This is a genomic window from Longitalea luteola, assembly GCF_017356035.1.
Taxonomy (GTDB): Bacteria; Bacteroidota; Bacteroidia; order Chitinophagales; family Chitinophagaceae; genus Niastella; species Niastella luteola.
Genome location: NZ_JAFIQX010000001.1, coordinates 223,943 through 237,201, shown reverse-complemented (window position 1 = coordinate 237,201; position 13,259 = coordinate 223,943). Strand labels below are relative to the sequence as shown.

General features: G+C 44.4%; 8 protein-coding genes and 2 tRNA genes. 2 read left to right on the top strand and 8 right to left on the bottom strand.

All coding sequences use genetic code 11. The features are described from left to right. The first annotated feature begins 145 nt into the window (after nt 1–145). Entirely contained in the window at nt 146–808 is a 663-nt protein-coding gene (locus JUB15_RS00990; RefSeq protein WP_207510373.1) for an endonuclease III domain-containing protein, read from the top strand. 60 nt (nt 809–868) lie between these two features. Here JUB15_RS00990 and JUB15_RS00985 read toward each other — a convergent pair whose 3' ends face one another. Continuing rightward, complete coding sequence (locus tag JUB15_RS00985) at nt 869–5,845, bottom strand: MBG domain-containing protein (RefSeq protein ID WP_207510372.1); 4,977 nt, start codon at nt 5,843–5,845, stop codon at nt 869–871. A gap of 660 nt (nt 5,846–6,505) precedes the next feature. Here JUB15_RS00985 and JUB15_RS00980 point away from each other — a divergent pair. Further along, the gene (locus JUB15_RS00980; RefSeq protein WP_207510371.1) at nt 6,506–6,985 is read left to right on the top strand and encodes a PepSY-like domain-containing protein; all 480 of its coding nucleotides are present in this window, start codon (nt 6,506–6,508) and stop codon (nt 6,983–6,985) included. A 78-nt stretch (nt 6,986–7,063) separates the two neighbouring features. On the opposite strand, the gene JUB15_RS00975 is transcribed toward JUB15_RS00980, so the two are convergent. From JUB15_RS00975 to JUB15_RS00945, 7 genes are all read right to left on the bottom strand, one after another. Beyond that, on the bottom strand, nt 7,064–7,276 hold the full coding sequence (locus JUB15_RS00975) for a KTSC domain-containing protein (protein WP_207510370.1): 213 nt from the start codon (nt 7,274–7,276) through the stop codon (nt 7,064–7,066). Between the two features lie 5 nt (nt 7,277–7,281). Further along, nucleotides 7,282–9,192, bottom strand: a complete 1,911-nt coding sequence (locus tag JUB15_RS00970; protein WP_207510369.1) for an ATP-binding protein — start codon at nt 9,190–9,192, stop codon at nt 7,282–7,284. Then, the gene (locus JUB15_RS00965) at nt 9,176–10,423 is read right to left on the bottom strand and encodes an SIR2 family NAD-dependent protein deacylase (RefSeq protein WP_207510368.1); all 1,248 of its coding nucleotides are present in this window, start codon (nt 10,421–10,423) and stop codon (nt 9,176–9,178) included. Before JUB15_RS00965 ends, JUB15_RS00970 begins: the two co-directional genes overlap by 17 nt. An 862-nt stretch (nt 10,424–11,285) precedes the next feature. Next, a tRNA-Leu gene (locus tag JUB15_RS00960) sits at nt 11,286–11,371 on the bottom strand. Between the two features lie 96 nt (nt 11,372–11,467). Next, nucleotides 11,468–11,540 (bottom strand) — tRNA-Gly (locus JUB15_RS00955). 424 nt (nt 11,541–11,964) lie between these two features. Further along, a complete protein-coding gene (locus JUB15_RS00950) occupies nt 11,965–12,168 on the bottom strand; it encodes a hypothetical protein (RefSeq protein ID WP_207510367.1) in 204 nt (67 codons plus the stop codon). 45 nt (nt 12,169–12,213) lie between these two features. Further along, the gene (locus JUB15_RS00945) at nt 12,214–13,242 is read right to left on the bottom strand and encodes a glycosyltransferase family 2 protein (RefSeq protein ID WP_207510366.1); all 1,029 of its coding nucleotides are present in this window, start codon (nt 13,240–13,242) and stop codon (nt 12,214–12,216) included. Nucleotides 13,243–13,259: the final 17 nt, after the last annotated feature.

Below are 13,259 nucleotides of genomic sequence, written 5' to 3'. Positions count from 1 at the left end.
TAAGGCACTTTGTACATACATACAAACAAATTATTACAGAAAAAGACGGTAAGAAGGTTAAACAACGCTGCCCACTTTGAGAGCCGCCGTCACAATTACTTTATCCAACACGATTCCGAGGTACATTTGTTGCATTAGTTTTTATATGAAACGTTCAGCGACAGACTGGCCGGCTTCATTAAAGCCCCTGCTGAAGAAATATAAAAGAAGCCAACATCCGCTGGAAGCAAAGAATGCTTATCAATGGATGGTAATGGTGGTATTATCAGCGCAGTCAAGTGATGATCTTATCAATCACCTGGCTCCTGAATTCTTTAAGAAGTTCCCCGATATGCGGGCGCTGGCAAAGGCAGATCCAAAATCGCTATTTCCCTATATCAGTAAGGTCAGAAATTTTGCTCACAAGGCGCAGTGGCTGGTTGAAACGGCAAAAAAATTAAAAGATACCAATCAAATTCCGCTGGAAATGGAAGCGCTGGTTGAGTTTCCAGGCATCGGCCGCAAGTCGGCCAATGTAATACGGCGGGGTGCGGGTTTACCACCGGATGGAATTATCGTTGACCTTCACACCATAAGAGTTGCGAACAGACTGGGTGTTGTAGATACAACCAATGCAGAAAAGATCGAAAAACAATTGATGGAAACCCTGCCTAAAAACGAATGGGATGCAGGAATGGCCATGTCATTTTTAGGCCGGGAGATCTGCAGGCCGGAACCTGAATGTCCGATCTGTTTAATGAAGAGAGTTTGTGCTTACTACAATACAGTTATAAAAAAGAAAGTGAATAGATCATCGCCTAAACGATAACCACCATAGAGAAGGGCAGCCCATACTTGATGAACTGCCCTTACGCATCCTTAAATCACACTAAAGTTTTATCAGCTGTAGCTGTTTAATTGTATTACCCTGTCTTACCTCAAGATAATAGAAACCTTTTTGGTATGCCTGGCCTAATCGCAGCGTTCCTTCAGCCACATTACTGCGCTGCTCTATAATTCTGCCCTGTACATCAACCACGCGAAGGCTTATTTTACCAACAGCTCCCTGGATATTAATGTTGAAGTAATCGGAACTTGGGTTGCCAAATACCTTAACAGTAAACGGCGTCACAACGGGCACTATCTCTTCAGGCGCCCCGACACGTGCAATGGTTGCAGTTGGTGTGGTTGATGGAGTGCTGCGAACAGAAACGTTACCGCCACCCAGGTTCTGTAAAGCTGTTTGTATACCATTCCAGTTGCTCGAGAAGATCACCTGTGAGGTATTGGGATCCATTAACAAAATACTCACCTGGTCGTTTTGCCCACCTGTAGAAACATCATTCATCCTGACAGTAAGATCTATGTTACCACCTAATGAGATCGGGTTCAATGGATCGGTGATATCCCTGTAATTAGCCTTGGTGTTAAAATAGGCCGGCGTACCGCTCGCATTTTTTGGAGAGACGACAAGCGTGTTCACCGCGTTACTTTTTACCTGGTAGATCCTGCCATTGCAACGTATTATAATATTACACTGCCCTTTCAGGTTGGAACCCGATTTATTGTACTGCATGTTAAAACCAAAATTGGTCTTTAAGCCGGTTGTTCCAGCTATTGTACCGTTGCAGGAAGCATTACGGAGATAACCACCACCGGTTACAAAATCAGCACCGGGACGGGCAATTGTAATGGTGGTAGCCACATCAGATGTACCTCCCGTATAATAATTATCTGCCACTGCATATACCTGCAGATTAGCACCACCTGCCTGTAGTTCGGTACTGGTTAACGTATAATTAAAAGAAGTTACCACAGTTCCAACTGTTGTGTCCGTCATCAAGGCTGGTGTAATATTAGCCGTACCTAATATGGCGCCAGACACAGGGTTATCTCTTCTGAAAGTGATCTTTGCATTCTTGATATTTCCACGGCTTCCATCGGCAGTCGGGAACAGGTCTCGTACGGTGGCACTCAGGCTGACAGTTACCGAAGTGGCTGTGGTACTCGGTAGAGAAATGTAATCAGCACCTGTATAAGTTATGTCAGCATTTTCTTTTTCGATAGTAAGTAAGCACGTAGAGGTATTATTGCTGCTGTTCAATCCATAATTCGCATTAGGCGTATTGAAGATGGCCGTTACGGTCTTTGTGCCGGGAGCCATTTGCCCCGTCAGACCTTCTACCAGTTGTTTGTCTGCAAGTATACCTACCAGGTTGTTGCCAGCAACGGTTAAGGGAACAGTACCCATTACCTGGTTTCCTACTTTAAAGGTGACAGTAGATGCTGCGCCATTCGCGCCAGTTACGACCGGTGCTCCGTTAGTAATGGTAGCGGTAAATGTTATCTTATCGCTGTATTGTTGGGTAGTGAGGTCAGTACTGGCGTAGGTAATTACCGAAACAGCTGTAATACTTAATGTTGCCGGTGTATTTGATACCGTATAGTTGAACAACCGGTTGTTGGGATCATTCAGCGTGGCGGTGATGGGGTAATTGCCGATCCCCGAAGCGGCAGTGGCTGTTGTTATATAGCTAACGGTAATATTATCTGTTGATATTATACCGGTTTCAATGCCATCGAGCACAGGAAGATCGGCGCCGTAAACTTTCGTTTTGTTATTAACGGTGATGGTAAGTGCTCGCTTGGTGATGGTAAGATCTTTACCAACATAAGAAACGAAATAATTATTATTTAGTGCTAATGAACCTTGCTGAATGGCATAATTACCTATGTCCTCCCCTGCCACTCTTGTTAATGAACCAGTGAAATCATCGGTGAACGCCAGACTGCCTGCACTAATTTGATAGGTTAACACGGGATCACTTTCGCCATAGGTTTTGCTCTTCTCGTCCGCGGTGACGGTAATAGCGCGTTGGCCGATCGTCAGATTGGCGCCGATATAACTCAAATTATAATTTGCGTTCAAAGCCAGGCTGCCTTGTTGAATGGCATAAGCGCCCACGTTCTCGCCGGCAGTTCTTGTGAGTGCACCGGTGAAATCATCGGTGAACGCCAGGCTGCCGGATGTGATCTGATAAGTTAACGCCGGATCGCTTTCGCCATAGGTTTTGCTCTTCGCATCGGCAGTCACAGTAATGGCGCGTTGGCCGATCGTCAGGTTGGCGCCGATATAGCTCAAATTATAATTTGCATTCAAAGCCAGGCTGCCTTGCTGGATGGCATAAGCGCCCACGTTCTCGCCGGCAGCTCTTGTGAGTGCACCGGTAAAATCATCGGTGAATGCCAGACTGCCGGATGTGATCTGATAGGTCAATGCCGGATCGTTTTCGCCATAGGTTTTGCTCTTCTCGTCCGCGGTGACGGTAATGGCGCGTTGGCCGATCGTCAGATTGGCGCCGATATAACTTAAATTATAATTTGCGTTCAAAGCCAGGCTGCCTTGCTGAATGGCATAAGCGCCTACATTTTCACCGGCGGCTCTTGTTAACGAACCAGTGAAATCATCGGTGAATGCCAGGCTGCCTGCACTGATTTGATAAGTTAACGCCGGATCGCTTTCGCCATAGGTTTTGCTCTTCTCGTCCGCGGTGACGGTAATGGCGCGTTGGCCGATCGTCAGGTTGGCGCCGATATAACTCACATTATAATTTGCGTTCAAAGCCAGGCTGCCTTGCTGAATGGCATAAGCGCCCACATTTTCACCGGCAGCTCTTGTGAGTGCACCGGTAAAATCATCGGTGAATGCCAGACTGCCTGCAGTAATTTGATAAGTTAACGCGGGATCGCTTTCGCCATAGATCTTGCTCTTCTCGTCCGCGGTGACGGTAATGGCGCGTTGTCCGATCGCCAGATTGGCGTCGATATAGCTCAAATTATAATTTGCATTCAAAGCCAGGGTGCCTTGCTGAATGGCATAAGCGCCCACATTTTCACCGGCAGCTCTTGTCAGTGCACCGGTAAAATCATCGGTGAACGCCAGGCTGCCTGCACTAATTTGATAAGTTAACGCCGGATCGCTTTCGCCATAGGTTTTGCTCTTCTCGTCCGCGGTGACGGTAATGGCGCGTTGGCCGATCGTCAGATTGGCGCCGATATAACTTAAATTATAATTTGCGTTCAAAGCCAGGCTGCCTTGCTGAATGGCATAAACGCCTACGTTCTCGCCGGCAGCTCTTGTGAGTGCACCGGAGAAATCATCGGTGAACGCCAGACTGCCGGATGTGATCTGATAAGTTAACGCCGGATCGCTTTCGCCATAGGTTTTGCTCTTAGCATCGGCAGTGACGGTAATGGCGCGTTGTCCGATCGCCAGATTGGCGCCGATATAGCTCAAATTATAATTTGCGTTCAAAGCCAGGGTGCCTTGCTGGATGGCATAAGCGCCCACGTTCTCACCGGCAGCTCTTGTGAGTGCACCGGAGAAATCATCGGTGAACGCCAGACTGCCGGATGTGATCTGATAAGTTAACGCCGGATCGCTTTCGCCATAGGTTTTGCTCTTCGCATCGGCAGTGACGGTAATGGCGCGTTGGCCGATCGTCAGCGTTCCATTTACATAAATGAAATTATAGTTTGCGGCTACCCCGCTGGCAGGTACAATAGCATAAGTACCCACCCCACTAGTTGCCGTAGCAGTGGAGGATACTGTTGGTTCTGTTGTAAGCGCTGACGCATTTTCTCCGTTGACAAACCCCGAATAACTGATAGTGAAAGCAGGGTTTGCCTCACCATATGGCTTTTCTTTATTATCAGCCGTGACCGTTAAGTTCGCCTTATTAACAGTTAAATTGACCACGTTACTGGTGGTGGTCTTAGCCGGTGTACAGTTAGAAGCAATACACCGATACTGGTTTCCATTGTACGATGCAGGAGGTTTGGTTACACTAAGCGTACTCGTAGTTACACCTGCATAAACAAGGTCATTAACTATGTTAGTCCAGGTGCCACCTACATTTACCTGCCATTGGTAGGTTGCCGGACTGCTCGTACCGAAAGTAAATGAAGCGTTGCTGCCATAGCTGATCGATTGAGCAACAGGCTGCGATGACACGGTGGGTGCAGCACATGCTAAGACAGTTACGACAGGATACTGTTCCTTACCACTAACCTTAACAATAGGAATATCATTTGAACCAGTAAACGAATAGTTATCGTGTTCAGAAGCCAGGGTGGTAAAAGTATATTGCGTTTGCGCCGCCACTGAAGGATTAGTAGCAGTAAAACTAATATCCACATAAGCCGCCGATCCCGGCGGCACATGAATAGGCAGCCCGCTCCCGCTGGTTACAGCCTTGCAACGGATATGATTCGCAGCACTATTGTAACCGTTGGTATAACCAGCAGCCGTTTCAAAAATAAAAGGATAGCTGCCATTATTAGAAGTTGTAATACCTGTGGTAGTAATGTTTGAAAAACCGGTGGGGATCATGATCTCTATTGATTCCAAAATTTCGGCACCACCGCTTGACGACAAATTGGTAACTCTTATGGTGTAAGCAACACTTGCACCCGAATTACCTGTCGTTGGTGATATTGCTGCTGAAAAAAGTTCGGCATCAGTGAAAGTAGTTTTTGCAGTTAATGCCGAGATCATCCCGGTTGCTGTTAAAACAAAAGATTCACCTAAATGAAATGGCTGAATAATATACTGCTCGTTCCTGATATGTCCGTTCGCATCAGCAGTTGCATATAATATGGTATTACCGTGCGTTACTGTCGAATGATCAATATCCAATTTTACAGGTTCACCTGGCAGCCAGCCGTCGCCTTCAATAATAACTACTTCACCAGGCTGATAATCCGCTTTATCAGTATATACAGTAGCGTTAGTAGTCTGGCCTAAAGTACGGGCAGTAAATAGCATGGCAATAAGCATCGCCAGCATTCCCAATTTGGTATGCATAATAAGCAGTTGTTTAGGGTTAAACTAATTTAACAGAGGAAATGGAGAAACGCGGTTTTTCGAAAGATGCTACTATGAAGGAACAGGTCTTACAATGGTTTTGCAAGGTTACGGAAGGCAGTACCCGATGTTGAACAGGTATGTAAATTTCTAATATAAATTTAATATAATTCTAATCTTATGCAAGCTTCTCAGTAATTATCTGTTTATACTTATGCCTTTTATAAGGAAGTTGATGGGAGTCAAGCATAACTAAGAGCTTACGGGTTAAAAAATTATAATGAATGCACCGGATTGAGACGGTCTCATAAACGGCGCGCTCACCCCGGTTACCAGCTGGTAAAAGCGGCATTGCACTTACCAAGGCAGCCTCCAAAACGGCGGCTGAAACCGGTTACCAGCGCCCCATAAAAAGCGACGATGAACTGATTAAGACAGCCTCTGATAAAACTGCGAGCTCACACCGGTTACCATCGGCCCAATAAAAGAGGTTAGGTGGCATTAGTGATAATGTCCAAATGGGGCTGCGGATCCGTATCAGCTATCGCAAACACATAGCCAATTTACTGACAATCATTTAGGTCAAGTGTCCAAAATTATCAACACTTCTCTGAAAGGTATTGGCTTATTATTTGTGCCTTCATTTAAAAAACGTGAAATATGAAAAAGATATTTTTTGCAACCCTGTTTGCGGCAGGCTTCGTGTTGGGTGCATCGGCACAGACAGAAACACAGACCCAACCGCAGTCGAAGGACATGCAGGAAGTAAAAGAAAGTGATGTGCCCGCTACAGTTAAAACCAGTTTTAAATCGGCATTCCCGAACGCCAAAGATGTGGAGTGGAAAATGAAGGAAGGCAAATACAAAGTAGAGTTTGAAGTAAATGGTACCGACCATATGGCATCATTTGGAACGGATGGCCGGTTGATGTCAAAGGGCATGAAGATCAGAACCTCCGAACTTCCGTCGGCAGTGTCAAATGCAGTTAAAGGTGCCTATGCCGACAGGAGTATTGATGAAGTTTACAGAGTGGATAAGGAAGGTACTGCTTATTATCTGGTAAAATTGAGTGGTGATCCGGAAACAAAGGTCAAGTATACAGCAGATGGACAGTTGGTGAAAGAGAAGAAGGATCAGTAAAGAAATAAGAAGCCATAAAAAAGCCGAAGGCCGCTCCGCTCCTGGAGCGGCTTTCATTTTTGTAAGGCACGGGTCCTGTTACACCCGGGAATACCTGAACTGCCCCTTAATAATGTCGTTTAAAAACTGACCTTTCGATGAAGAAGCTTTAAAGGCTTCCCAGATCTGTTCAGGAACATCGAAATACTGATACACAGTGCCATTATGAAATTCAACTTCAAGCGAAGCGTTTGAACGCTCATAGCCAATTTTCGCAACGGTTGCTGAGGTGAAATTTGCAAAATATTCCATACTACCTACTTCTTTTGGATGTGGGGTAAGGTAGGATTTTGTTGCCTCCATACCAGCATAAGCTCATCATAGTTGGGGTTGGGCTCCATGCCAATATTCCATCCGCCGGGATGCATTGATAACTCTCCTGTAACTTCGTCGCAAACTATTGGGTCCTGGCTATCGGGCCGTTTATTTTTAGGAGGTGGTTCAATGATTGTTCGCATCGGCAGTTTAACGGCTTCTCCAAGAATAAGCGCCTCCCCTGTTCTTAATACCGGCAGCATGCTGGTTAAACTTTCCAAATTATCCGAGATGACACCGGTTATGTGTGACCGATCGCTGTGGTTGCATAACCTTAGCGCGAAAAATGTTCCACATTGCGAAAGAATCGTGGAATTTATCTCAGCCGGCCTCTGGCTGACGATCATTGCGCCAATGCCATACTTACGTCCTTCTTTTACTATCCTTTGCACAATCGAAGATGCCCGGCCTTCAGCGTTATTGTTCAAATAACTGTGCGCTTCTTCCATCACTACTAACAATGGCCGTTCCTTACCTCCCTGTGATAATTTCCTGGCCCAAAACAACGCATCATAAAGGATCCTTAACAAAATGCCAATAATATCATTCATTATTGGCAGGGGTATGCCTGACAGATCAAGAATGGTTATACGCTTTTCTGAACCTATCCATGATCTCATAAGCGTTGAGAGATCTTCACGCGTATTTCCATCAAGGTCAGGCGTCCAGCTGCCGGGTTTAAAAAGGAAATCATATCGGGGATCTTTTAATTTGGCCGCCAGGCCCTCTAATGGTCTTCTTATGTTTAAATTGATAGCGCTGAGATAGATCTGTTTATCTTTTTGCACCTGGTAAACCGGTGGAATAATGTTTTCTGCATCTCCTGTCTGGAATGGAAGGTTAGTAGCTTCATTTATTAAAAAAGCCTCGGTGGTATTCGCTACATTGAAATCGTCTGTAATGTTGCAAAACTTTTGGCCTGTTCCAGGCACCGGATGCGTAGCATGTATAAGCCGATGTAAGTACAGCCATAACCTGCGAATACTAAAAGGAATAGGAGTATCTACAGTTAGATTTTGTTCTGAAATTCCGCTGAATTGATTTTTGCGAAATGTTTTCCGCTTCAGTTCCGTTATTTTTTCAAGAATAAAACCTTTATTCGTTTCATCAATATCACCAAATGTTATTGATAATAATTCATCAAAGCTCATTGCCCAAAATGGAATATGAAGATGCCGCTCGCTTTTGTTACGTGGGTCTGGATTTATTTTAAATATGTTTGCCTTATCCTTCAATGCATTTCCATATTCCCCGTGTACGTCTAATATTAACATCCTTGAAGAGGGAAAGCGCGTTTCATCAGACAATGAGGATAGTAAACCAGCCACCGTAGTTGATTTTCCTGAGCCAGTTGATCCTACGATCGCTGAATGCCGGGTTACCAGTTTATTGATATCAACAAGCGCGTCTATAGACTCAGCACCTGCAATATGTCCTATTCTGACCAAATGGTGCTGTTTTTGTTGTTCACCGTAGATGCCAGCCAAATCTTCTTCTGAAACTAAATGAACTTCATCATCAATGGTTGGATACTGGGAGATCCCTCTTTGAAAACTACCTTTTTTATAACTCTCGCCTATCAATTGAATGGTAAGCCACCGGTAGCCATACGGTTCTTTATCAGCAATGTTCTCTGGTACCGCACTTGCTCCTACCTGACTGATGATCCCGAACAGATCTAGATAGCCGATAGGTATCTTAACAAAACTTCCTACCTGTCCTACCCTGTACCCTTCACCCTCGACAAAAGTGAGTCCGGTTAACTGGTTATTGTTCAGCGTAACACTAACGGATGTGCCCTTAACATCCTGAACAGTGCCTAAAAGCGTGGGTCTGTTAAACAGGTTTTTCATTTTCTTCTGTATTTGTGACACTTAATTCCCGCAGCAAGGCGCCAAACCTGGCAAAATCCCCTAATCGTAAGTGAACTATTTTTACGTCTTCCTCCATTCCATTGCTATCTGTCTTCTGTTTAAAAAGAACAGCTGCGTTCCCGGGTATATCGTTGATCAACTCTTCATACTTTATGCTCCAAACACCTTCATTCCGTGCAATGATAGCTTTATCAAAAGCCATCAGGCTTAAATTGGGAACAGACTTCGCACAGTGCCTGGCTTTTTCATATTTCGGATCATCGAGCTCACCAAATAAAAAAGCAAATACCATGGCGGTTGGATTTGCTTTCAGGCTCTGCAGCATTACATCATTGATATGAAAATCATTAAATGAAAAACCCGTTACAAACAAGGCACAGGAAGGTGTTAACAAAAATTCCTTTAGCCTGTCTAACATGGCTAAATAAGGCATCTTTCTGCTTTGATCGTATTTCAGGTGGGAAGGATAGATGAGGTAACCTTTTTTATCGTCTCTTTTATCGCTTCTGATCACGTTGTTCTCCTTATTCAATTTCCAATTTATTGAACCATGTATTTTCCATAACCTTGTCCATCTTGCATCAAGTAATTGTTGATTTTCAACTGCCCCTAAATCAAAAAAAGCTTTTCTGGAACCTATAAAACCGTCGAAGTATGGACAACCTTCTTCTTCAAAAGCCTGTTCAATTAACAGATCGTAATTGGTTGTAAAAATGTGAACCGGCTTTTCCCGTTCAATTGATCTGGCCCAAATGGCAACGTCGTGATAGGGAGTATCAAGGTCGGGCAATTCCTTGTCAACTTTTTCTGAAATGATCTGGCAAATGGCGTTATCAAGTTCTACAAGATCCTGCGCTACGAAACCCCTCACCGTTCCTTTTCCTGCAACTTGTTTCAGGGAACGGATCCGGCTAAGCATATCTTCTACGTTTGGACTGGCGAATCCATCTTCAACCATTTGCTTTACCAGTTTATCGCAATTGCTGGGATTGTCGTTTGATCCGGCTAGTTGATGTATAATTATATCGGTCAGGCCCGCAACATCGGGAATCAAGGGGTCGGAAATCTTTTTTCCTTTTTCTTCTCTTTCGTTTACTCTTATGGAGAGCGGACAGCCGGCGGCAATAAAAACGCCTATGGCTTTTTTGTTTTGGGCAAGTACCTGTTGGATAAAACCAACTTGTTTGTATATATCGTGGGTTCGAACCATGTTGAATAGCAGGTTGCTATAAATTATAACAAACAAGGTGGCCAAATGAACTAATAATCCAATAGGTTTTTTTGTTATATATTTTGAAAAAAAGACCAGGATGGCGGACAGTTTACAGACAGTAAACCCGAAATAAAAAGCCCGGGCGTCCCCGGGTCAATGCGATTAATAGTAAATCCTGAGGAGTACTCTTAACCTTTTTCCAATAAGACTGATTCTTATTCTCATGATCATATAGCAATGCTCGCTGTTTCAATATGAGGTAGCGAGGTCTCTAACCTCTGTACAAATTGTATGTACAGTTTCTTTAAAACCCGGCAGCCGTCGCCACCGGGTTAATCGATTCTTTGCTATCGTTCGATTAACGGAAAAGGCAATTGTAAACCTGAGAATCGATTGAGACCTATATGGTCATGAGATCGGTAAGATAATTGAATTGCATATTGTTCAATGGCATTCATGATAAGCAGGTTAACTTCTTGACCATTTTCAAGAAATCGAATAATCAAGAACATGAAAAGATTATACACCTAGTCTTACTATTGATATCAACGGTCCGCTTCGGCCAATGTAACCAGGCAATGCCTGCGTATTTTAGGCGATAAAAACTGAGTTGAATGTTGCTGATGTGTAGATAGTGAAAGCTATCAGACCTTTTACTTACGCGGAGAATTGAATAAGTTGAACCTTCTGAAACACGGCCAGTTCAGAGAGTGGATGTTCCAGAGCTCTCTTAGCTATGAACGACGTCTATTGAACACTGTACCTGCACCGGTCTTTCGGGCATAACAGACTGCAATAAAAGAAAAGGGCTACCTGTTATAGTAGCCCCTGTCAAAAATCTGGGAGAAACTCCCCTTCGTACCCGGGACGGGAGTTGAACCCGTACAGCCATTGCTGGCCACAGGATTTTAAGTCCTGCGTGTCTACCAGTTCCACCACCCGGGTAAACCGTATCTTGAATCTACACCAAATACCTGATCCCGGCACAACACCTTAGGATCTTTGTGAAACAAAAAATTCCACCTTGTGGATGGAATTTAGAGCGGAAGACGAGGCTCGAACCCGCGACCTCAACCTTGGCAAGGTTGCGCTCTACCAACTGAGCTACTTCCGCATGTGACCGAAGTTAATCTGGTCTATTTTTAAAAGAACTTTATTTTTTATTTTTTATCAGCCACGACCTCAATCCGTCGGCTGGCGGATTGCGCTCTACCAACTGAGCTACTTCCGCATGTGACCGAAGTTAATCCGGTCTATTTTTAAAAGAACTTTATTTTTTATTTTTTGTCAACCGCGACCTCAATCCGCCGGCTGGCGGATTGCGCTCTACCAACTGAGCTACTTCCGCATGTGACCGAAGTTAATCCGGTCTATTTTTAAAAGAACTTTGATCTCCTATTTTATTTATCAACCTCGCCGGTTGAAAAATTTTCCCTTTTTGCTGCAACTTATCTCTTCGTGATTCGTTGCTTTCGTTATTGGGAGTGCAAAAATAGGAATTATTTAATACTCACCAAATTTTTCTCGCTAAAAATCATTTATTTATACTCGGGAGTGTATTTGGTATTAGCAGGCACTTCCACCTTGGGCTTACCTTTATACCGATGCGTGTACAGGCTGTAGCAGCCGCCCAGTACAAAAGCCAGAATACAAAATACTTGCAGGTAAAACAGGAATACGGATGAATTTACCCAACTTCTTTTAAAGTCTTTATCGCGTGGATCTTTTTCCAGATGTTCCATAACTCATTTGATTGCAGTGCAAAAATAATAGTTCAATCTAAAAATTCACCTTTTATTATCAACAATTTCTGTAAAAGTCTTTTTGCCTCGTATAAAATAACTCCATACAACACTTTTATGCAGGTAACCACACAGCTCTCCTTTCTTCTTTGGCGGAAATAATCCTTTCCGCCGCGTTACAAACAACCACTTCAAAAATGCGCCATGCGCTCTCATCACCGACCGGTAATAGGTCTTCTGTCCCGAAAGCAATGATTTAAAAGCAGAAATATAATCCAGCCAAAAACGATAACTTATCTTCCATATTGCCTCCCACCGGTGCAGATTCTTGGCCATCATCACCAGATTGTTCCTGAAATTCAAGAACACCTTGCGCGCATTACCCTTTGGCAAAGTGCCTCCACCAACATGGTACACCACCGACTGCGGACAGGCAAATACCCGGTAACCAGCCAGTTGCAACCGCCAGCAGAAGTCAATTTCTTCCTGATGGGCAAAAAAGTATTCGTCCAGTCCGCCCAGGGCATGATATAAATTAGCGCGCACGAACATGGCTGCTCCGCTGGCCCAGAAAATGGGTTCCGCCGTATCGTATTGTCCCTCATCTTTTTCACACACATCAAAGATCCGTCCGCGGGCAAACGGATAGCCCAGGTGATCGAGCCAGCCACCGGCAGCGCCGGCATATTCAAACAAACTTTTGTCAGCGTATTGCAGCAGCTTCGGCTGGCAGGCGCCAATGGTTCTGTCATTTTCAAGCAAGGCCACCATCGCATCGAGCCAGTTTGGCGTCACCTCTACATCAGAATTCAACAGCACATAATAATCTGCCTGCACCTGCTTCAACCCTTCATTATACCCTTGCGCAAAACCATAATTGGCTTTGTTTTGAACAATGCGCACCGTAGGCCAGTGTTGTCGTAAATAGGAAATGGAATCATCAGTAGATGCATTGTCTACCACCACCACTTCCTTATTAATATAGGTAGTCGCCAGCACCGACGGCAGGAACTGTTGCAGAAAGTTACGTCCGTTCCAGTTCAGGATCACTATGGACACGAGAGGTGTTGTCATGCTGGTGTAAAAATAAT